Raw genomic sequence first — 22,004 nt, 5'->3', positions numbered from 1 at the left:
TGGAGTGTCGTGGCCGGTGTCGAGAAGATCATGTGGGTAGAGCTATTAGGTGAGGTGAAGGCCCGCGCGGGAGAACAGGAGATCGCTCTGGGGCCGCCCCGGCAGCGAGCCGTCCTCGCCATTCTCGCGTTGCGGGCCAACCAGACGGTTTCGCGGGCGCAGCTCATCGACGGTGTTTGGGGCGATGCGGCGCCGGCTTCGGTCGAAGGCAGTGTGCACACCTACATCCACGGCCTGCGCCGTGCGCTGGCCGTCGCGGGCGAGGTCGTGCTCACGCGCTCAGGAGCGGGCTACAAACTCGTCCTCGGCCCGCAGGAGCTCGACGTGTCCGTGGTCGAGTCCAAGCTCGCTGACGCGCGCGGGCTGGCGCGCGCCGGGAAGAAGTCGGCGTCGGCCGACCTGATCGGACAGTGTCTCGCGCTGTGGCGGGGAATTCCGCTGTCCGGCCTGCCGGGGCCGTTCGCGGATTCGGAACGGACCCGCCTGTCGGAACTGCGCTACCAGCTCGTCGAAGAGCGGGCGGAACTGATGCTCGCCGCCGGCAGGCATCGTGAACTGGTAGCTGAGCTCGGCGAGGCCGTGGAAGCGGAGCCTTTCCGTGAGGGACTGCGAGCGCAGCTGATGCTGGCCCTCTATCGGAGCGGCAGGCGTGCGGACGCGCTGACCGAATTCGAATCCGCGCGCCGCTTGTTCGCCGACGAACTCGGCCTCGACCCCGGCGCGGCGCTCACGGATCTGCATCTGCGCATGCTGCGCTCCGAACCGGAACTGGACGCGCCGTCGGAAGCACCGGCGCAGGGACGTTCCCGGGTTCCCGCGCAGCTGCCCCACGAGGCGCCGGACTTCGTCGGCCGTACCGGTGAGCTCGAACAGCTGGCACAGTGGTGTTCGGCGACGCGGGCGAGCGGCAAGGCCCTCGTCATCTCGGCGATCGACGGCGCTGGGGGAATCGGCAAGACCACCCTCGCGGTACGGTTCGCCAGGACCGTCGTCGAGAGTTACCCGGACGGTCAGCTGTACCTGGACCTTCGCGGTTTCGACCCCAATCGCGCACCGCTCAGCACCGACGACGCGCTCGGTCAGCTGCTCTGGGCTTTGGGCGGCGCACGCCAGCGGTCCCAGCCGGACGCGCTGGCCTCGCTGTACCGGACCCTGCTCTCCGACAAACGAGTGCTGATCCTTCTGGACAACGCGGTATCGACGGAACAGGTTCGCGATCTGCTGCCGGGTACGTCGAACAGTCTGGTGCTCGTCACCAGCCGCAACCGCCTCAGTGGCCTGGTCGCCAGGGACGGGGCACGCCGGCTGACCCTGGGTCTTCTCACGGAGGCCGAAGCGCTGGATCTCCTGCGTAACACGATCGGCAGCCGTCGAATCGACGACGAGATGGCCGAAGCGGCCGAACTCGTGCGGTTGTGCGGTCATCTTCCGCTGGCCCTGCGGGTCGCGGCCGAAAAGATCTCGGGAAGGCCGGACACGAGCCTGCGTGAACTCGTCGAGAACCTGCACGCCGCACAGGACCGGCTGGACAACCTCCATGTCGACGACGACGAGATGACCTCCGTGCGCAGCGTCATCTCCTGGTCCTACACCACCCTCGACACCGAACTGGCCAGGGCCTTCCGTCTGCTTGGCCTGGTACGGGCCCCGAGCATCGGGGCTTACGCCGCCGCCGCCCTGATCGACCGTCCCGTCGCCGAAACCGAAGAACTCCTCCGTACCTTGAGCGAACAGCATCTGCTCGAACCCGACGGGAACCGGTACGGATTCCACGACCTCATCAAGGTCTACGCCGGCGAAAGGGTGAGCAGCGAAGAGTCCCCGGCGGCACGCCGCGAAGCGAGCCGAGAGCTGATGGTCTGGTACCTGCACGCCATGCGCGCGGTACTCAGCCGCCTGATCAAGGACTACCCGCTACCTTCTCTCCGGATTCCGTGTACGACTCATTCGTTGCCGGAGTTCGACACCCGCGAGTCGGCGTTGAGCTGGTACGAAGACGAGACCAAGAACGTGGTCGCCCTCATCGAACACGCGGCGGAACTCGGTGAACACGAGATCGTCTGGCAACTGGCCTGGTGCACCTACAACAGTTTCTATTCGACGGGACTGATGTCGGAATGGATCCAGGTCCTCACCATCGCGCTGGCCTCCACCGAAAAGCTGACCGAACCCGGGCCCCGGGCCCGGATTCTGATGTTCCTTGGCATCGGGAACTCCCGGATCGGCCGGAACGAAGTCGCCGTGGAGTATCTGGAGCGCGGGCTCGCGGCGGTCCGCGAGATCGACAACGATCACCTGCGTTCCAGCATGCTGGCCAATCTGGCCTCCACGCTGCGCGAGATGAAACGGTACGAAGAGGGCATCGCCTACGCCCGCGAGGCGGTCCAGCTGGCGAAGCCCGAATCATCGGACTACCAGAAGGCCGGCAGTATCGACGCCCTCTGCGAACTGTACGTCGAGTCCGGGCAACCGGAACAGGCCTTGCCCTACGCCGAAATCGGCCTGGAAGCCGCCCGCGCCTGCGACGCCGTCCTGCTCGAGGCCAACATGATGGTCAACGTCGCCCACGCGTACCGGGACATGGGTGACATGGCGACGGCGATGCGCGAATACGAAGCGACACTAGAGCTGTGCACGAGACTGGGCGATCGGTATCACGAAGCCCTCGCCCTGCTGGGGACCGCGGAACTGTACCGCCGCAGGAACCGGCACGACCCGGCCAGGGAATACGCGCTCCGAGCGTTGAACATCTTCGTCGAACTCGACGGTGAAGAGTCCGACGTGGTGCGCGAGTTCCTCGAATCCCTCGATACGGAAGCAGCCTCTTGAGGTGATCCGTGTGCCGCACCGCGGAGTCCGCGCCGGCTTTCGCTACGGTGGTTCATCGAGAAAAGGGGGCACTGATGAGCACGCCGGTGGCACAGACCTGGCAGCGGATCGCGGCCTCGCTGTCCGCACACGCACCCGCCACCGCGCGGGAGATCCGGCCCCCGGCGCCGACCGCACAGGTCGCGCGTCTGCGGGAGCAGGTCGGTCTCGACCTGCCACCCGAGCTGGTCGCCTGGTGGGGCGCGATGGACGGTGTCGACGATCAGCGCGATCACGGCGGCGGGAACCGATCCGGGTACCTCATCCCGAAGGGCTATTTACCTCTGTCGGTGACGCGGGCCGAGGACGAGTACGTCAGGCAGTCGCGGTACCCCGACCCGGCCTGCTGCGCTCCCGGAGGAACACACCGGAAGGAGGCCGGTGAGGACGGATTTCCGTTCTGTACCGCAGTTCTTCCCATCGGCAGGGCGATCGACGGAGGTTTGCTGTGCGTCGACCTCCGGCCGGGCGAAGACCACGGCCGAGTGATGGAATGGTATGCCGGCGAAGGGATCTACCGATCCGAGTGGGCGAGCGTGGCCGAGATCCTCGACGAGATCGCCGAGCGCCTCGACGACTACCTGCACGACCGTGAACTGCCTTATGGCGAACGGCATCCCGTCATCGCCGACGGCGAGCTGACCTGGCCCTGACCTGGGGGTGTCTCGCACTCAAGCGCACGAGACACCCGCCTGGCCGGTTCAGCAGGCGTACAGGTTGTTCGGATGCACCGCTTCGCAGTAGCGGACGTGCAGATGGTTGTCGTGGTTCGGATAGCTGGTCGTCAGTCCTTCGTCGATCAACGTGGGATCGTTGAAGAAGACGAGCTTCACGTGCCTGGGCGCGGCCGCCCGGATCGCCTTGACCAGTTCGCGCGTCGCCGCTCGGTCGTAGGTGGCCGATCGCCAGGTGATCCGGCCCGCACCGCACTGCGCGCCGTCGGTCCGCACCGGCCACAGGTCGACGTCGAGTCCCACCTGGTGACTGCCGTGCCCGGGGATCGCGCCGCCGTGTTCGAAACCGAAGTCGCCCATCGGGACTTTTCCGTGGCCCGTGGCCGAGAACGTCTTCGCCGCCTGTTCGAGCTGGGCCACCGCGGCGCCGGTGCCCCAGTTGGCCGCCGCACCGTTCCCGTCTGGGTCTTGATCGCACAGCCCTTGGCCGAAGTCGGGATAGTCGTGGTGCCAGACGAGGTTCTTCCACGTGGCCGGTCCGGCGATCCCGTCCACCGCGATACCCGCGTGCTCCTGGAAGCCGCGGACCGCCGTGGTCGTCGCCGCGTCGAACCGCCCGCTGACCGGCAGGCTCAGCCTGCGTTTGGCGTTCAGTTCCACCTGAAGTGCTTTGACCGCCTCGCCGCTGTCGCCTGCCCGGACCGTCGGAGCCAGCGCGGCCCAGGTCTTCGGGCCCGCGATCCCGTCCACCCCGAGGGCTTCGGCGGTCTGGAAGGCGCGCACGGCCGCGACCGTGGCGGAATCGAACACACCCGTCGCGGGGACCGCGTGCCCGTGCTGGGCGAGAAGATGCTGTATCGCGAGCACCTCCACGCCTCGGTTTCCGCTGCTCTGAGTGTGGAAGAAGGCGTTGCCGTACGCGTGGGCCGGTGCCACGGTGAGGATCGCCGTACCGGCCGACAGCACCAAGACGGCGAGTGCCGCCGCTAATCTGCGCATGGGATTCTCCGGGTTTCGCGGTGGTTTCAGTACGAACAGCCCGAGGTGGGCAGGCTCGACGGCGCGGGCGGGGCGACGCCATCGTAGATCGCCAGCAGCAACCGCTGCGGGCAATGACTGGTCGAGCCGATCTTGACGCCGAAGTGCAGGTGCGGCCCGGTCGAGTTCCCGGTGTTCCCCGTGTAACCGATGAGCTGGCCCGCCTGGACCGTCGCCCCGGACGCCACGGCGTGCTGGGAGAAGTGACAGTAGACGAACCGGGCCCCGTTCGCGCTCAGCACCACGCCCCTGCCGCAGGTGCTGTCGTTGACCAGCGCCACCGTGCCCGCGGTGACCGCGAGGGCCCGGGTGCCGGTGCCGACCGGCAGATCGATCGCCGGGTAGTCGTGGTGCGGATCGTCGTACTCACTGCGCGGCAGCGTGGCGCGCGAGACCGGTAGTGACCAGCCCGTGACGGACGGGGTCCCGCCGATGAGCCACTGCCAGGTGGTGGCGTCGATGAGCGACGTCGCGGGGAGGCCGTGCTTGGTCTTGAAGGCCGTGACCGCGCTCGCGGTGCTCGCCGCGAACGTGCCGTCCGGTTTGACCTGGTAACCGTGGCGCACCAGCTGGTGTTGCGCGCCTGTCACCGCCTCGCCGGTCGCGCCGCTGTCGAGGTTCATCACCAGTTTGCCCCAGGTCTTGGGACCCACGATGCCGTCGGCTGTCAGCCCCTGAGCGGTCTGGAACGCTTTCACCGCCGCTTGGGTCTTCGGGCCGACGATGCCGTCGGCGTCGATCTGCGCGCCGCGCTGGCGGAGCAGATACTGCGCCGACGTCACCTCCGGCCCGGTGGAATCACCGCCCACCAACGGCCACGCCGGGGCGGGCGCCGCGTGCGCGGATCCCGCCCCGATCATCACCATGGCCACGACGGTGGCGAGAAAAGTCAGTAGGCGCCGCATGACACTCCTTGCTCGTCCAGGTACGGAGCCGGAACCGTAGAACGCGGATTCCTTGCGCCGGAAGCCTTTCCACGGGCGCCAAAACGCTTCCGGCGCTTCGTCACGCGCCGATAACCTCCCGCCCTCGATTCCGGGAGGAGAACCGATGAAACCCACCTGGCGCGCAAGCGTCACCGCGATCGCCTTCGCATCACTGGCGGCCGCGACCACGACCACCCCGGCAGCCGTCGCGGACACGGGCTCGCGCACCGTCACCTACCACGGCTATCAGCTCGACGTTCCCGCCGGCTGGCGGGTGGTCGATCTGGCCACCACGCCGACCGCCTGCGTCCGGTTCGACAGCAAGACCGTCTACTTGGGACACCAGGCCGAAGAACCCGACTGTCCGGCGAAAATCGTCGACCGCACCGCGGGGCTGGTGATCGAACCACTCGCGGAGCTGACGCCCGAGCAGGTCCCCGACGGCGTGGTGACCGCGCCGCCGGGGACGGCCACCCCACCACCCGGGACGCCGTCCCGTGAGAACACGATCCGGGTCGCGGTCCCCGATGCCGGTGTCCTCGTCACCGCCGGGCACACCGGGAAGACCGAGCAGACCGTGCGGGCGGCGCTGTCCGGAGCACGTCTGGTACCGGGTGGCGCGCGTGCCGTCCTGCCCGCCAGACCGACGAAGGCGGCCGCGGCGGCGCCGATCGTGGCCCCCGGAAGCTTCCAGGGCAAGGGATTCGAAGCCTGCGCCGCACCGGCACAGGCCACGATGGAAGCTTGGCGTGCCTCTCCGTATCGCGCCGTCGGCATCTATTCGAGCGGTGACCTGCGTGCCTGCGCACAGCCCAATCTCACCCCGGCGTGGGTCGCGAACCAGGCAGCCCGCGGCTGGCGCTTCATCCTCACCGACGTCGGCAGACAAGCGCCGTGCACCGGGTTCCGGCTGAAGATGTCCAGTGACCCCTCGGTCGCCCGGCAACAGGGCCGCGACGCGGCGGCGAGCGCGATCACGGCCAACACCGCGCTCGGCTTCGGTCCGGGCAGCGTGATCTACAGCGACATCGAAGGCTACTCGTCGACGGCGGCGTGCAAGGCCGGTGTGCTGTCCTATGTCAGCGGCTGGACCGACGCGCTCCACGCGAAGGGCTGGCTTTCCGGCGTCTACACGAGCGCCGGATCCGGGATCAAGGATCTCGCGAGCGCCTACACGAACACCTCGTACACCAGACCGGACCACATCTGGTTCGCCTGGTGGAACGACAAGGCCGACACCGACAGTGGCTCCTACGCGCCGAGCACGTACTGGGCGAGTCACCAGCGGATCCACCAGTACGCCGGTGAGGTCGCGGAAACCTGGGGCGGGGTGCGGATTTCCGGTATAGACCGCGACTACCTCGACGTCGGGCCGCGCACGACACTGCCGTGCGACTCCGTGAGCCTCGATTTCGCCGCCTATCCGAGAATCGCCTCGGGCGCGACGGGGAACCTGGTCAAGGCGGCACAATGCCTGCTGACGCCCAAAGACCGGCCGACCGGAACTTTCGACGAACCCACGGTGTCCGCCACGAAGGCGTTCCAGCAGGCTCACGGACTCTCCGCGACCGGTGAGATCGAGGCGCGCACCTGGACCGCGTTACTGTCCACAGGGGACACCCCCACGCTGCGGCAGGGTGCCACCGGAGCCGCGGTGAACCGGCTGCAACGTGCCCTCACCGCCGCGTCCGGCAAAACCCTCGCCATCGACGGCACGTTCGGGCCGAACACCGAAAAGGCGGTCCGCGACTACCAGAGCGCCCGCGGACTGGACGTGGACGGTGTGGTCGGCCAGGCCACCTGGGCCGCGCTGCAGGCGGGGCGGTGAGCACCGTGGCGGACCTTTTCACTCAGGCGAAAACGATTGTCCACCCTTGTTCCGGCTTCCTACCGTCGTCGATCGTGGCGAAAAAATGGTTTCCCGTACTGGCGGCCGCGGCCGCACTGACCTTCGTGGCGTCCCCGGTGGCCGCCGCGCCGATGCCTGCGGCACTCGCGGCCACTCCGCAGACGGACGTGAACGGGGACGGCGTCGCCGACCTCGTGCTGTCCACTGGAGCGCGGCTGACCTACAGCGGCGACACCTCCCTCAAGCCCAACGACCTCGGCGGCTCTGTGCAGGTGGTGCCCGGCGGGGCCACCCTCCCCGGCGCCCCCTCGGCGCTGGTCAACCAGAACACCGCCGGCGTCGGGCTGGGCATGGAGGCCTCCGACAAATTCGGCGCCGCCCTCGCGACCGGCGACTTCAACCGGGACGGGCTGGCCGACGTCGCGATCGGCAACCCGGGCGAGTCGGTCAACGGCCTGGCGAACGCCGGTACGGTCAGCATCCTCTACGGGCAGCGCACAGCGCCCTACCTCCGTGCCCTTCCCGGAGCGCTCGGGACGATCAACCAGGACACCGCGGACGTGCCGGGGGTGATGGAGGCAGGCGACCAGTTCGGCGCCAGTCTGGCCACCGGCGACTTCAACGGGGACGGCTACGCCGACCTCGGCATCGGGTCGCCGGGTGAGGCGATCGAGACGAAAGCACGCGCGGGTGCCGTGTGGATCCTCTACGGCGGTAGCGCCGGGCTCACCGCACGGAACGCGATCGCGTTCAACCAGGACGATCCGGATCTGGCCGGGGCGGCCGAGGCTGGCGACCTGATGGGCTGGGCGCTGGCCGCCGGTGACGTCACCGGCGACAAGCGGGACGATCTCGCCGTCGTCTCGGCCGGTGAGGTGATCACCGGGACCGCCGACGCCTGGGGCTCGGTCCACCTGCTGCACGGTTCGGCGAGCGGGCTCTCCGCCAAGGCGTCCTCCTACGTCAGCGTCGGCAACGCGGCCACCCAAGGGAAATGGCGGGGCGCGGTGATCGGCCGCTTCCACGGCGGGGCCAACGCCGACCTGGTGATCCAGGCCGACCGCCGTCGTGGCGGCCCGGCCGGATCCGGCGCGCTCGTCGCCGTACGCGGCGGCAACGCCGGGCTGACCACCGCGGTCGAGGTAATCGACCAGTCCGGTGACGCGATCCCGGGCAGCCCCGAGGCGAACGACCAGTTCGGCGGCTCCCTCGCCGTCGGCGACCTCGACGGCGACACCTTCGACGACCTGGCCGTCGGCGTGCTCAAGGAGGACAACCGCACCGGAGCGCTGTGCCTGCTGCGCGGCGGCGCGACCGGGTTGTCGTCCTTCCCCGCCACCACGGTCGGCGAGAACACCGCGCCGGTGAACGCCGTCGCGGCCGCGGGCGAGGGTTTCGGGTACGGCCTGCGGATCCTCGACATCACCGGTGACGGCAAACCGGAACTGACCGTCTCGGCTCCGTGGGAGGACGGCAGCCCGCAGACCGGAGCGATGTTCGTGCTGAACACCGCGTTGGCGGGCAACGCGCTCACGGTGACCGCGGCACACAAGCTCGGCCGCGCCCAGATCGGCACGCCCACCGCTTTCGGGCCGGGGGCCCCGTTCGCGGGCAACTCCGCCGTACTGGACGACAACCTGGAAACACCTAAGTAGGGATGGGGAAATGAGCGAGTTCAACCGACGGACCTTCGTCTTCGGTACCGCGGTCACCGTGGGGGCGGTGGCACTCGGTGGCCGGGCGAGTGCCGCACTGCCTTACCCGTTCAAGCTCGGCGTCGCGTCGGGCGACCCGTTGCCCGACGGTGTCGTGCTGTGGACCAGGCTGGCGCCGGACCCGAAGAAGGACGGCAACGGTGGGATGCCCACCACGTCGACCGCGGTGGACTGGGAGGTCGCGACCGACGACAAGTTCGCGAACGTGGTCAAGAAGGGCCAGTTCACCGCCGTGTACGCCGACGCGCACTCGGTGCACGTCGAGGTCAACGGGCTGCAGCCGGACTACGAGTACTACTACCGGTTCCGTGCTGCGGGGCATATCTCCCCCGTCGGCCACACCCGCACCGCTCCCGCGTTCGACACCTTCGGGCGCGACCTGCTGATGGCGTTCACCTCGTGCGCGCACTACGAGGACGGCTTCTACACCGTGTACCGCCGCATGGCCGAGGAGCGTCCCGGCTTGATCCTGCACCTCGGTGACTACATCTACGAAACCAGCCACGGACCAAACGATCAGGTCCCCCGGCGTCACGAGAACAAAGCGGAACTCACCAAGCTCGAAGACTACCGGCTGCGGTACGCGGAGTACAAAATGGACGCGGACCTCCAGGCCGCGCACGCCGTCGCTCCCTGGCTGGTCGTGCCGGACGATCACGAGGTCGAGAACAACTACGCCGCGGGCAAGCGGGACAACGACAAACCCTCTCTGCCGGACGGCTGGGCCAAGCGCCGCGAGGACGCCTACAAGGCGTACTACGAGAACATGCCGCTGCGGGGCGGGGCGAAACCGAACGGGGACAAGATCCAGCTGTACCGGCGCCTGCGCTGGGGCAGGCTCGCGACCTTCCACATGCTCGACACCCGCCAGTACCGGAGCGACCAGGCTTGCGGCGACGGCTGGAAGTACTGCCCGGAGGCGGGTGATCCGTCGCGGAGCCTGCCTGGCATCGCGCAGGAGAACTGGCTGCTCGACGGGTTCTCCCAGCGGCAGGGAACCTGGGACGTGATCGGCCAGCAGGTGTTCTTCGCCCGGCGGGCGGACGCGAACGGCGCGTCCGGAATGGACGGCTGGGACGGCTATCCGGCTTCCCGTGACCGCATCCAGAAGGGCTGGGTCCAGCGCGGTGTCCGCAACCCGGTGGTCCTCACCGGTGACGTGCACCGCGCCTGGGCGAACGAACTCAAGGTGGACTACACCAATCCGGGCTCCCCGGTGGTCGGGACCGAACTGGTCACCAGTTCCGTCTCCTCCGGCGGCAACGGCGCGGACACCACGGGCGTGCCCGACCAGGCGGGCAACCCGCATCTGAAGTTCTACTCCCAGCACCGGGGTTACGTCCGCGCGAAGCTGAGCCAGACCAAGATGGACGTCGATTTCCGGGCCGTCAAGAAGGTCACCGTCCGCGGCGAACCCGTGACGACGCTGCGCTCGTACGTGATCGAAGAAGGCCGTCCGGGCCTGCAGACCCCGTGACCGGAGTCCGGGGCTCGGCCGCTAACCACTCGCGGCCGGGCCCCGGACGCTCAGCCTTCCGCCAGGAGCGCGAGCCCGAGCGGGGTGATCGAATGCAGCACCGATTGACCGTTCTGGCTGCTGGTGATCAGCCCGGCCGCGCGCAGGGTGGCGGCCTGCTGGCTCGCCGTCGGGAGACTGGTCTTCGTGCGGGAAGCCACTTCGGTGGTGGTGCCGGGGCGCTCCCCGATGGTCTCGAGGACCCGCGCCCGTGTCCGGCCGAGCAGGGACGTCAGCGGCCGGTGCGTCGCCTGGATGTCCGACCAGCCCACCTTGTGCTCGATCGGGTACACCAGGGTCGGTTCCAGCTCACCGTCCAAAAAGGTCGTCGGCAGTCCCCAGCAGAAGAACGACGGCGCGAGACAGAGTCCCCGCCCGTTCAGGCGCAGTTCGTGCTCGACCGGATAGTCCAGCTCCAGCACGGGATAGTTCCACCGCGCCGTGGGATGGACCCTGGCGAGCAGCGACTCGCACCCCTCCTCGGTCATCGTCTTCACCTGCCTGGCCCGTTCCTGCTCGACCCGGCCGCACACCCGTACCCAGTACGGGGCGAGGCAGGCCGTGAAGTACCGCTCCACCGAGTCGGCGAGCCGGGTGAGCGTCTCCGGTCTGCCTTCGGCGAGGCCCGCGGTCCACGAAGGGAGCCGACGGCTCCCGGCCAGCACGGCCAGATCGGCCCGAAGCCGCTTCTTCGGGGTGCGTCGCAGCGCTTCGAGCCCTTCCGCCAGCGAGAGGTCCCGCAGGGTCGGGGTGAGGAAATCGACCGCGTAACCGGATTGGGCGGCAAGGTCGGCCAGCGGCCGAGTCGTGACATGTGCCGCCCGCGCCACCGATCTTCGCCATTCTTCGAAGATGACCCCGCCTTCGCGGCCTCGCAGCCGGTACATGCTGAGCAGGATCTCCCACATCGGCTGCGGTGCCGCGCTGATCCGGGTCCTGGCCAGATCTTCGGGAGTGAAATGGATCCTCAGCACGGCCGTCCCCCGTGGGAACCGCGCTCCTGGTCATCGAAAACAAGCACAAGCGACATGACATCCCCCTGAAACGAACCCTCATGCCGGCAGGCGACCGGATGGAACCACGGCGCCTGGCAGACCCCCTTGCGACGCTCGATGCTAGGGGATCCACGGTGTTCCCCGACACCGCCGAAGGCACAAATACCGCGCAGGACTGGTCCACCTACCGCCAGGGTTGACCCGCACTCCACCGCGTTTCGTCCTCTGAATGCGGTCTTGTGCGGGTTGGCGGTGCGTTCGGGTGGGGAAGATTCCGGCCGTTGAGCGTCCGGGATCTTCCCCGCTCGATCGCCGGTCCACCGGTCGTGAGCGGGCACGAGCTTGATCAACGGAAGATCCGGGACGTTGAGTGTCCCGGATCTTCCATTGATCAAGAGGTGAGACCGGGCAACGATGCCTGCGGAACCACCCTCGTCCAGGTCAGGCGTAGGTACACAAATGCGGGTTGCCATTGGGGGCACTCGAGACCTTCACCGCAGGCCGATCACGCCAGATTCGCCTGACCTTTTCAGCCACCCTTTGGGGTAGGCGAAAACCTTTGCCACGCCCGCCGGGTCCTTCGATGCTGAGTCCATGCGAACCACAGCCGCGAGTGTCCTCGCCGCCGTCCTGGTCCTTTGTGGACTTCTCCAGCCGATACCCCGGCTCGCCTACGCGGAACCGGATCTCCAGTCGGCCGGACATCCCGCCGCCGATCTGAAACTGACCCGCGACGACATCCTGACCAGAGCGAAGAGCTGGATCGACGAGCGAGTGCCCTACAGTCAGGAAGCGAAGCACACCAATCAGTACGGCACCTACCGGCAGGACTGTTCCGGCTACGTGTCGATGGCCTGGGGGCTGAAGACCCCGCGCTGGACCGGCGACATCATGCAGGTCGCCACCCGGATCGACAAGAAGAACCTCTTACCGGGTGACAGCCTGTGGGTGCATTCCAGTGCGCACCAGCACATGGCGCTGTTCATCCGGTGGGCGGACACCGCGAAGACCCAGGCGGTGGTGTGGGAGGAGTACCGCTCCGGCACGGTGGCGTCACAGCGCACGTGGTCGGCCGACCGGACGGCGGGATTCACCGCGATCCGGTACCGCAACGTCGTCGAAGGTGACGCCAAGACCTGCGCGGCGGTGAACCTGGACCACCCGCGCTATCCCGAGATCGCACCGGCCGCGACCGGAGACCTGGTCAAGGCCGCGCAGTGCCTGCTCACCACCGCCGGATTCCCCACCGGGGCGAACGGCCCCACCGGCACCTTCGACGCGACGACCGCCGACGCCGCGAAACAGTTCCAGGCGAGCGTCGGCCTGCCGTCACTCGGCAAGGTGGATTCGCACACGTGGACCGCTTTGCTGGCGAGGGGCACGACGCCGCAGGTCCAGGACGGCGCCTCCGGAGACGCGGTGCTGCGCCTCCAGCGCGCGCTCAACGCCGCTCTCGACGCGGGCCTCGAACTCGACGGCCGGTTCGGCCCGAACACCACCGCGGCGGTGAAGCGGTACCAGACCGCGCAAGGCCTCACCTCCGACGGAATCGTCGGCGCGAAGACCTGGGCCGCGTTGCAGGCGGGCAAATGAAACTCCACTGTGGACAGAGAAGAGGCGTGATGCGGCTGACGACGGCAGCACTGGGAATGGCCATGATGGTCCTCGGCGGCCTCGCGACGGCGAACCAGGCGAGCGCGGTCACGGCCGCTGATCCGACCGGCGCCGAGTTGAGCGCGGTGGTCGCGACCTGCGCGCAGCAGGTGTCGGCCGGGAAATACGCCGAGCGCAGCGGCGGTACGCGCACGGTTCCCGTCTGCGCGACCGGCGGCGCGGTGCACTGGCGGTCCGGGATGACGGTCGACTGCGACGGGCAGCGCACCGAGAAGTGCAACGCTGCGACCGATCCCTCCTGGCAGGGGCAGACCGCGTGGTCGCAGTCGGACGGCAAACCGCTCAACGCCGAGAAACTGCCCTACATCGTTGTCCCCGGGATCAGCTCGACCTGGAGTTACGCCCGCTCCGGCATCACCGGTGGCACCGTCGCCGCGGTCGTCTATCAGGGCAGGGTCGCCTATGCCGTCGTGGGCGACGTCGGCCCGGCGGGAGCGATCGGCGAGGGCTCCTACGCCCTGGCCAAGGCGCTCGGTATCAACCCCGATCCGCGCTCGGGCGGGGTGTCCGGCCGGGTCGTCGACTACATCCTCTTCCCCGGCGTCAAGGCTTCGCCCATCCAGGACGCCGTCGACGCGGCCACCGAGGGCAAGCGCGCCGCGACCGAGCTGGTGTCCCGATCCCGCGGTTGCGCGAGCGTCGGCCTCGACGGTCCCTATCCGCGGCTCGAGCCCGGCGTCACCCGGCCCGAGGTGAAGGCGGCACAATGCCTGCTCCGGGCCGCCGGACAGGACACGGGCGCCGGTGACCCCAGCGGTGTCCTGGATCCGGCGACCGTGTCCGCGGTGAAGCGGTTCCAGGCACAGGTGGGACTCGCGGAGGCGGACTCGGTGGACTCACACACCTGGACGGCGCTGCTCGCCCGCGGCACCACTCCGCAGCTTCAGGACGGCTCGTCCGGTGAAGCCGTTTTCCGGCTGCAACGATCTCTCAACGCCGCCACCGCCGCGAAGCTGACCGTCGACGGCAAATTCGGTGCCAAGACCACCACGGCCCTGAAGGGCTACCAAACCTCGCGGGGTCTCGACGCCGACGGGATCGCCGGCGCGAACACCTGGCGGGCCCTGCAAGCCGGGCGATGAACCGTACTGAGGCTTCCGGGACCGCCTTCCGGAAGCCTCAGGCCCCCGGCTTGACGAGACCGGATTCGTAGGCCAGTGCGACGATCTGCGCGCGGCTGGAGAGGCCGAGTTTCGTCATCGCGCGGTTCACGTGCGTCTTCACCGTGGACTCGCTCACCACCAGCTCACCGGCGATACCGCCGTTGGTCATCCCTTTGCCGACCAGGCGCAGCACCTCGGTCTCCCGTGCGGTGAGGCAGTCCAGTTCAGGTCCGCGAGCGGCCGGCCGGTCCGGCCGGTTCGCGTAGGCCTCGATCAGCCGCCGCATGACGGACGGTGCGAACAGCTGCTCCCCCGCCGCGATCGTGTGAATCGCGGCGACCAGCCGTTCCGCACGGACGTCCTTGAACAGGAAGCCCGAGGCCCCCGCCCGCAACGCCGCGTACACGTACTCGTCCAGGTCGAACGTCGTCAGCACCAGCACACGGGTCGGACGGTCGCTTTCCGCGGCGAGGATGCGTTCGGTCGCGACCACCCCGTTCGTGCCCGGCATCCGGATGTCCATCAAGACGACGTCGGGCCGCAGCCGCGCCGCCAGATCCACCGCCTCCTGTCCGTCGGCGGCCTCGCCGACGACCGTGATGCCGGGCGCGACCCGCAACAGCGCGACGAATCCGGCACGGACCAGATCCTGGTCGTCGACGACCAGCACTTCGATCATGAACCGACTCCCCCAGCCGCCAGCGGAAGCACCAGCGTCACCACGAAACCCCCTTCCGCGCCCGCGCCGGCCACGAGTGTTCCCCCGTACAGTTCGGCGCGCTCACGCATGCCGATCATGCCGTGTCCGGCGCTCTCCTGGAACCGTTCGGAGCGGCCGTCGTCGGCGATCCGGACCGACACTTCCTCCGCGCCGTAGGTCAGCGACACCCATGCCCTGGCCGGACGGGCGTGCTTGACCACGTTGGTCAGCGCCTCCTGCACGACACGGTAGACGCAGAGTCCCACCCCGTCCGGCAGCGAGCGCGCCTTCCCCCGCACGGAGATCTCGACGCGCACCCCTGCCGCGCCGACCCTCGCCGCCAGTTCTTCCAGTCCCTCCAACCCGGGAGCGGGTACGTAGGTGTCGTCGTCCTCGCCGGACCGCAACACGGTCAGCATGCGCCGCAGTTCGTCCAAGCCCTCGCTGCTGGTGCGGCCGATGACCTCCAGCGCCGTCCGGCTGGCCGCTGGGTCCGACTCGAACACGTATCGCGCCATTTCCGCCTGCACCGCGATGACCGACATGTGGTGGGCCACCACGTCGTGCAGCTCGCGTGCCGTGCGGACCCGCTCCTCCGTGACGGCCCGCCGCTCCCGGTCTTCCTGCTCGCGGCGCAGCTGCCCGGTCAGCACGCGCAGCTGGCCGTTGCGCTGGGCCAGCCGACCCGCGTTCGCGCCGAAACCCCACGCGACGCCGGTCAGCAGCAGGCTCTGGAACACCGCCGTCCACGTCGAACCGATCAGCTGCGTATGACAGGCCGCGTAGATCTCGCCCGCCAGCGTGGCCGCGGCGCATACCGCGGTCACCGCAAGGGACCGATGCGCGGCGACGGTGTACAGGCCGAGCAGCAGTGCCAGCGCGGTGACGCCCGGCCAGTAGCCGGGTATGAGTAAACCGGCCCATCCGGCCAGCAGCAGGACGAAGACCGCCAGCGGCGCGCGGCGCCGAACCGCCAGCGGCGCGTTGAACAGCACACTCAGCACGACACCGAGCGCGTCGAACGGCCTGAACCCCGGGAGATGGACGGCGAAGCCCGCCTCGACCGTGAACCCGATCATGAACACGGCGAGTACCGCGTCGGCCACCTCGGGGGCGATCTTTCTCAACCAGGTCGGTGGGCGCACACGGAACGATAGCCGTCGAAACGACCACGGCGCGTCCGGCTCCGGGACGACATCCCTACCGCACAGGTTGACTTCCGGATCAGCGCGGCGGGTACAACCGGTTCCGCGCCGCTCGCCAGGGAGCGACCACCGATCAGAGCCGGATTCGCGGAAGCGGACACCTCTGGAGCGTCGACCTCATTCGGTCGGCCACGAAGAATCGGCCCTCGGCCGGCGAGCACGGTCAAGGAAAGGGCCCTGACCCGCGGCTCCGAGGAACTCACTCCGGGGATAGGCGACTCTGAGCATCGGGCCGGTCGCCATGGTCGTCACGACCGCCATCATCACCATCATCGTGTACAGGGGCTTGTCCAATACATCCAGCTCGAGCCCCACGGAGAGGATGATCAGTTCGGTCAGGCCACGCGTGTTCATCAGCACGGCCAGGGTTCCCGCCTGGCGCGTGTCGACGCGGTTCAGCCGTGCGGCGGCGAAGGTGCCGACGACCTTGCCGCTCACCGCGACCAAGAGGATGCAGGCGAACTCGACAAGCCGGCCCGCCCCCATGGTCGTCAGGTCCACGTTCAGCCCGGCCACGAGGAAGTACACCGGTAGCAAGAGCACTGCCGAGACCGGCTCGATCCGCTCGGTGATGGTGCGCCGCAGGCCGTCGTCTCTGGGCATCACCAGTCCGAACAGGAACGCGCCGAAAAGGAAATGGAGGGTGATCCACTCGGTGAAGGCCGCACAGGCGAGCAACCCGCCGAGGACGACGGCGAGCCGATTCTTCGGTGAATTCTCGACTCTGGCGAGAAGTCTTCGCAGCAACGGCCGCCCGAGCCAGAACAGGACGGCCACGAACGGCAACAACAGCAGGACCCGCCAAGACGTCCGGCCGCTGCCACCTGCCAGCACGACGACCACCGCGAGACCCGCCCAGGCGAAGACATCGCACAACGCGGCGCTGGAGAGCGCGAGCCTGCCGACGGCGGTCTGGGACATACCTCGATCTTCGAGAATCCTCGCCAGTACAGGAAACGCCGTCACCGACATCGCGATGCCGAAAAAGAGCGAGAAGCCGAGCCTGCTTCCCTGCCCGGCATGCTCGCTGATGCCCAGTGACAGGAGAAGACCCAGCGCGAAGGGCAGGAGCATCGAACCGAGTGAAACCCCCACGGTCACCTTGATCTTGCCGCGCATCGCACGCTGATCGAGATCCAGCCCGATCAGGAACATGAACAGGGCGACACCTACGTCCGCCAGCGAACCCAACAGTGGCCGGACGTCCACCGGGAACACGACCCGTGCCACCGCTCCCGCGAACAGCGTCGGCCCGAGGAGGATCCCCGCGAGGATCTCCCCGATCACCGCGGGCTGGTCGAATCGCCTGGCCAGCGCTCCCAGCCCCCGGGCGAGCACGAGCACCACCACGAGGTCGAGGAACAGGGCGACGATCTGCGACGCGGTCATCGGGACGAGCTCCCTCCAGCACGAGATCCGGTATCGCCGAACCGTAAAGAGACGCGTTCGCGTCGGGTTCGAACCCCGCTACGACGGCGTGAACCCGTTAGGAGCACCAAATCCGGTCGTAAGATGACCTTGCCAAGGTCCGCCATGCTCGGGGGAGGGAACTCGTGGACGCCACCGTGATCGTCGTCGGCGCCGGTCCGGTCGGCCTGCTGCTGGCCGCGGAACTACGACTGGGCGGCCTGCGGCCGCTGGTGCTGGATCGCTTGCCCGGCCCGACCGGCCAACGCAAAGCACGAGGTATCGGCCCTGTCGCTTTTGAGACCCTCGCCCGCCGCGGCCTGGGCGACGCCGTGGCGCAGTACCACGAAGCCGCACTCGAAGACCTTCGCCGCGACCGGCCGGGATTGGGCGGCGCCGCTCAGAAGCTTCACTTCGGCTGGATCCACCGCGTGGAACCGGTACTTCCGGATGAACCCGAGCGCAGAGGCGCGTTGATCTGGCAGCGCGATCTGGAGCGTGTCCTCGCGGCGTACGTCGCGGAGCTTGACCTCATCCCGCTGTGGGAGCACACGGTCACCGGTTTGGCGGACACCGGCGACTCCGTCGTGGTGACCGTCGAAACTCCGGACGGCGAACGGCAGGTCAGCGCGGAGTACGTCGTCGGCTGTGACGGTGGGCGCAGCACCGTGCGGAACCTGGGCGGCTTCGACTTCCCGGGGATCGAACCCATGCTGATCGGCCGGATCGCCAAGGTGGAGACCGAAGGCGCGCCCCTGACCAGCGGGCGGAGGCGAACGGAGGCGGGCATCTACTCCTATGACGCCGAGCGTGGCGTCATAGGAACCTTCGAATTCGACGGGCAGGCACGCGATCGGGCTCCGCTCACCGCGCGTGGCCTCCAGGAGAGCATCCGCCGGGTAAGCGGCCACGACGTCGTCGTGACCGCGATGAGCGAGCCGCAGCAGTTCACCGACTACGCCGCGCACGTGAGCACGTATCGCCGCGGACGGGTGCTGCTCGCCGGGGACGCGGCACACGTCCATTCCCCCAATGGCGGCCAGGGGCTGACCCTCGGCTTGCTGGACGCGGCGAACCTCGGCTGGAAGCTGGCCGCGACGGTCCGCGGCACGGCACCCGCCGGACTGCTGGAAAGCTATACGACGGAACGACATCCGGTCGCCGCCGCCGTGCTGGCGAACACGCTCGCCCAGTCGGTACTGATGCGCCCGGGACCGCATGTCGACGCGCTGCGCGCCCTGCTCGGCGACTTGATGGACCTGCCTGAGGTCAACCGCTATTTCACCGGAATGCTGACCGGTCTGGACCTCCGTCACGAATTCCCCTATCCGGCGTCCGGACATCCCCTGATCGGCCGCCCCTGTCCCGATCTCCGGTTCACCACACCGAACGGAGCAGGCAGGCTCAGCGACCTGACCAGGGCCGGACGCGCGGTTTTCCTTGCGGGACAAGATGTGCCGCTCGAAGAGACGATGTCCGGCCTTCCAGTGGACGTCGAGCGCCACACCGTGCGGTTCACCGACCTCGACGGGTCGACCGCACTGCTCGTCCGGCCGGACGGCATCGTCGCGTGGGCGAAAAGTCCCGGCCGATCCCCCGCCACGCCACTTCGGACCGCGTTGGATACCTGGTTCGGCGCGGGTGCACCGGATTTCGCCAATCACGACGGCCAGGACATCGGATCTTGACGGCGGCGAAGACCGCGACACCGGATTCTGCGCAAAAATATATCCGCGACTTGGATGTAAAAGCGCAAGTAAACATTGCCTCGCAGGAGCCGTAAAACAGCGCGCTTGCGACAATCGGGGTATACCGACGCAAAGGAATATCGCGCAAAGTAACACCGTGGACAGTCATCTCCACCCAGTCGTCACATATCGGACATTGCACGCAATCCGAAGATTTTGACATTCCGCCAAAGTTGGCCTCGACCAGGGAACTCCCTGGCCCGGTAAACCATTGACCGGGCGCGCCGAAACCAGGTAACTTGACCAACGCACTACTTTCGGCATGAGCGAAGAGGTCGATCGCCACTGGGGTATCGGCTCGGCCAACCGGGAGAGCGACCAATACGGGCGCCTGCACCACACCCGACCGCCCGAATCCGCGCGACCTGCCCGGTTACTGGGGAATCAAGGGGGCGTAGGTTTGTGTTTTCGCGGAAAGCCACCGCAATGGCGTTCAGAAGACGTACTCGCTTCGAAACCACTTCAGGAATCCGAGTCCGGACCGCGAATCCACGGTCCACGCCAACACGACCTGAGGTCGTCGGCATCACACCCACCCGGGGTTAACGGATGCCAGGGCGAGCCGGATCCTGTTGTGAATCGGCGGCTGGTACCGACCCGGCGGACTGCTCCAACTGCGGTCTCGACACCCAAGACGGGATGGACGAATCGACGTCCAGAGTTCGCATCGATCGCCTTCTCCCCGCGGACTCGCCGCGCAGTGAAGGCGAAGACGTCCAGCACGCGCGGGCGTTGGCGGAAAGCGGAGCGGTCCTGCCGCCGATCATCGTGCACCGGCCGACCATGCGGATCATCGACGGGATGCACCGGCTTCACGCGGCGCGCCTGCGCGGCGACGACCACATCGAAGTACGTTTCTTCGACGGCACCGAACCGGAAGCGTTCGTCATCGCCGTCGAGTCCAATGTCCGGCACGGGCTCCCGCTGTCCCTGGCTGACCGCAAGGCCGCGGCGTACCGGATCGTTCGGTCGCATCCGCATTGGTCCGATCGCGCTATCGCGTCGAGAACGGGACTCTCACACAAAACCGTTGGCGCGATGCGACGGCGGTCTAGTGGGGATATTCCCCAGTCGACCGTCCGAATAGGACGCGATGGCAAGCAACGGCCGGTACAGCAGGACGATGGCCGACGGCGGGCGAGCGACCTGATCAGCCGCGATCCGAGTGCGCCGATTCGGCAAGTGGCGGAGGACGCCGGGATTTCGGTATCCACGGCCAAAGACGTCCGGAACCGGCTTCGCCGCGGTGACGACCCGATTCCGCCAAGACAGCGGAAGGAACCTCCGCCGGAGGCCGAGAACGGGTTTCGGGAGTCTTCCGCGCGGCGGATCGGCACCGCCTCGGGCACTCCGCCGGGTCGTAACCGGACGGCCACGATCCGCGCCCTGCTCAACGATCCCTCCGTGCGGTACACCGAGACGGGCCGGACACTCGTGCGGCTGCTGCAGAGCCACAGCGTCGACGAAGACGAATGGGACGCTCTCGCCAGGCAGATCCCAGGGCATTGGCGGGCGCCGATCGCCGGACTCGCGCGCGACTACGCCGATAACTGGCACCAGCTCGCCGAACAGCTCGAATTCCTCCTGCGGCGGGACGGGAGCACCTGAGCGCCCCGGCCAGGGCGACAGGGCGGCCGGCCTGATCCCCGGCCGGCCGCCCTGGCCGGGGATCAGGCCGGTTGCCGCACGGTGGCGGTCAGCACGTCTTGGTGCACTCGCTGAAGATCCACCGACGGCGCCAGGCCCAGCTCCTCGCTCAGCAGGCCGCACACATCGCGATACGCCTGCAACGCCTCGCCACGGCGGCCCGCCAGATGCAGCGCGAAGATCAGCTGCGCGTGGAACCATTCGTTGAACGGGTGGTCCGCGACGAGCGACCGGAGCTCGGCGATGACCTCGCGGTGACGCCCCAGCAAAAGCTGTAACCGGACATGCAATTCCAGCGCGGCTATCCGCTTGTCCTCCAAGGCCGTGAGCATGCCTTCCAACACACGTCCACAGGGCACATTGGACAGTGCCGGACCGGACCACAGACCGAGCGCCTGGTCGAGCAGGCGCCGCGCTCTTTCCAGCTGGCCTGCCTGATGACAAGCCCGCGCCTCGGCGAACAACCGGTCGAACCGTTTGAAGTCCAGACCGGAATCGTCGAGGTGGAGCACATACCCGAGCGGCACCGTTTCGATGGCCCAATCGGGAAACGCCTTCCGGAGCAGGTAGGCGTAGGTTCGCGTGGTCAGAATCGCGCTGTTCGGCGGGTGGTCACCCCAGAGTTCCTCGACCGCCGACTCGATGGTGACCACATGATTGACCCGGAGCAGCAGCAACCCCAGGATCTGCCTGACCTTGGGCGCCGTCGGCGTACGCACCCGGCCCTGATCGATGACCGACAACGGCCCCAATAGCCTGAATTCCATCCGCATCTCCGTTTCTGCACGAGCTTCGACGACCGGAAACGCCGAAATCGGCGAACCGAACCAAAAGACCGTGAAGCGAATTCAGTACAGCACATCGAGAACGTTCGAGCTATTTCCTCCGTAGCACGCTGTCACCCCGGATTGCCTTATAAGCAAGGAAAAGTCAAGTCCC

16 protein-coding genes are annotated in these 22,004 nt (G+C 68.0%); 9 read left to right on the top strand and 7 right to left on the bottom strand.

Translation table 11 applies throughout. The annotated features are described in order from the left end of the window. Positions 1-9 precede the first annotated feature (9 nt). Entirely contained in the window at positions 10-2,829 is a 2,820-nt protein-coding gene (locus tag ACZ5ZX_RS11830) for an AfsR/SARP family transcriptional regulator (RefSeq protein WP_465501969.1), read from the top strand. A gap of 74 nt (positions 2,830-2,903) precedes the next feature. Continuing rightward, positions 2,904-3,521, top strand: coding sequence for an SMI1/KNR4 family protein (locus ACZ5ZX_RS11825; protein ID WP_465501968.1), 618 nt, complete (start codon positions 2,904-2,906; stop codon positions 3,519-3,521). A gap of 48 nt (positions 3,522-3,569) precedes the next feature. Here the strand turns inward: ACZ5ZX_RS11825 and ACZ5ZX_RS11820 are convergent, their stop codons facing one another. Together ACZ5ZX_RS11820 and ACZ5ZX_RS11815 are read right to left on the bottom strand one after the other, a co-directional pair. Then, the gene (locus tag ACZ5ZX_RS11820) at positions 3,570-4,541 is read right to left on the bottom strand and encodes a peptidoglycan-binding domain-containing protein (protein WP_465501967.1); all 972 of its coding nucleotides are present in this window, start codon (positions 4,539-4,541) and stop codon (positions 3,570-3,572) included. A gap of 26 nt (positions 4,542-4,567) precedes the next feature. Then, positions 4,568-5,485 (bottom strand): peptidoglycan-binding protein, encoded by a 918-nt coding sequence (locus ACZ5ZX_RS11815; RefSeq protein ID WP_465501966.1) that lies wholly within the window; start codon positions 5,483-5,485, stop codon positions 4,568-4,570. Between the two features lie 145 nt (positions 5,486-5,630). Here ACZ5ZX_RS11815 and ACZ5ZX_RS11810 point away from each other — a divergent pair, with 145 nt between their 5' ends. From ACZ5ZX_RS11810 to ACZ5ZX_RS11800, 3 genes are all read left to right on the top strand, one after another. Continuing rightward, a complete protein-coding gene (locus ACZ5ZX_RS11810; RefSeq protein WP_465501965.1) occupies positions 5,631-7,334 on the top strand; it encodes a glycoside hydrolase domain-containing protein in 1,704 nt (567 codons plus the stop codon). Between the two features lie 74 nt (positions 7,335-7,408). Continuing rightward, the gene (locus ACZ5ZX_RS11805) at positions 7,409-9,010 is read left to right on the top strand and encodes a hypothetical protein (protein ID WP_465501964.1); all 1,602 of its coding nucleotides are present in this window, start codon (positions 7,409-7,411) and stop codon (positions 9,008-9,010) included. A 10-nt stretch (positions 9,011-9,020) separates the two neighbouring features. Beyond that, entirely contained in the window at positions 9,021-10,547 is a 1,527-nt protein-coding gene (locus ACZ5ZX_RS11800) for an alkaline phosphatase D family protein (RefSeq protein ID WP_465501963.1), read from the top strand. Positions 10,548-10,597: 50 nt separating this feature from the next. Here ACZ5ZX_RS11800 and ACZ5ZX_RS11795 read toward each other — a convergent pair whose 3' ends face one another. Next, complete coding sequence (locus ACZ5ZX_RS11795; RefSeq protein ID WP_465501962.1) at positions 10,598-11,560, bottom strand: ArsR/SmtB family transcription factor; 963 nt, start codon at positions 11,558-11,560, stop codon at positions 10,598-10,600. A gap of 615 nt (positions 11,561-12,175) precedes the next feature. Here ACZ5ZX_RS11795 and ACZ5ZX_RS11790 point away from each other — a divergent pair. Together ACZ5ZX_RS11790 and ACZ5ZX_RS11785 are read left to right on the top strand one after the other, a co-directional pair. Continuing rightward, positions 12,176-13,174 carry a C40 family peptidase gene (locus ACZ5ZX_RS11790; protein WP_465501961.1) on the top strand — a complete coding sequence of 333 codons (999 nt, stop codon included), beginning with the start codon at positions 12,176-12,178 and terminating at the stop codon, positions 13,172-13,174. A 29-nt stretch (positions 13,175-13,203) separates the two neighbouring features. Beyond that, positions 13,204-14,337, top strand: a complete 1,134-nt coding sequence (locus tag ACZ5ZX_RS11785; protein WP_465501960.1) for a peptidoglycan-binding protein — start codon at positions 13,204-13,206, stop codon at positions 14,335-14,337. A gap of 37 nt (positions 14,338-14,374) precedes the next feature. On the opposite strand, the gene ACZ5ZX_RS11780 is transcribed toward ACZ5ZX_RS11785, so the two are convergent. The 3 genes from ACZ5ZX_RS11780 to ACZ5ZX_RS11770 all read right to left on the bottom strand — a co-directional run bounded on the left by ACZ5ZX_RS11780 (position 14,375) and on the right by ACZ5ZX_RS11770 (position 17,652). Then, positions 14,375-15,037 (bottom strand): response regulator, encoded by a 663-nt coding sequence (locus ACZ5ZX_RS11780; RefSeq protein ID WP_465501959.1) that lies wholly within the window; start codon positions 15,035-15,037, stop codon positions 14,375-14,377. Continuing rightward, a complete protein-coding gene (locus ACZ5ZX_RS11775) occupies positions 15,034-16,203 on the bottom strand; it encodes a sensor histidine kinase (protein ID WP_465501958.1) in 1,170 nt (389 codons plus the stop codon). The genes ACZ5ZX_RS11780 and ACZ5ZX_RS11775 overlap by 4 nt, the downstream gene beginning before the upstream one ends. Positions 16,204-16,380: 177 nt before the next feature. After that, positions 16,381-17,652, bottom strand: a complete 1,272-nt coding sequence (locus tag ACZ5ZX_RS11770; protein WP_465501957.1) for a cation:proton antiporter — start codon at positions 17,650-17,652, stop codon at positions 16,381-16,383. A gap of 164 nt (positions 17,653-17,816) precedes the next feature. On the opposite strand from ACZ5ZX_RS11770, the gene ACZ5ZX_RS11765 reads away from it, so the two are divergent. Together ACZ5ZX_RS11765 and ACZ5ZX_RS11760 are read left to right on the top strand one after the other, a co-directional pair. Further along, positions 17,817-19,358 carry an FAD-dependent monooxygenase gene (locus ACZ5ZX_RS11765; protein ID WP_465501956.1) on the top strand — a complete coding sequence of 514 codons (1,542 nt, stop codon included), beginning with the start codon at positions 17,817-17,819 and terminating at the stop codon, positions 19,356-19,358. Between the two features lie 699 nt (positions 19,359-20,057). Continuing rightward, entirely contained in the window at positions 20,058-21,026 is a 969-nt protein-coding gene (locus tag ACZ5ZX_RS11760; protein WP_465501955.1) for a ParB/RepB/Spo0J family partition protein, read from the top strand. Positions 21,027-21,088: 62 nt separating this feature from the next. On the opposite strand, the gene ACZ5ZX_RS11755 is transcribed toward ACZ5ZX_RS11760, so the two are convergent. Beyond that, positions 21,089-21,832, bottom strand: a complete 744-nt coding sequence (locus ACZ5ZX_RS11755; RefSeq protein ID WP_465501954.1) for an AfsR/SARP family transcriptional regulator — start codon at positions 21,830-21,832, stop codon at positions 21,089-21,091. Positions 21,833-22,004: the final 172 nt, after the last annotated feature.

It is taken from the genome of Amycolatopsis sp. NPDC033938, assembly GCF_055575975.1.
Note: the sequence above shows the minus strand (reverse complement) of the source record. Positions and strands in the feature narration are given on the sequence as shown.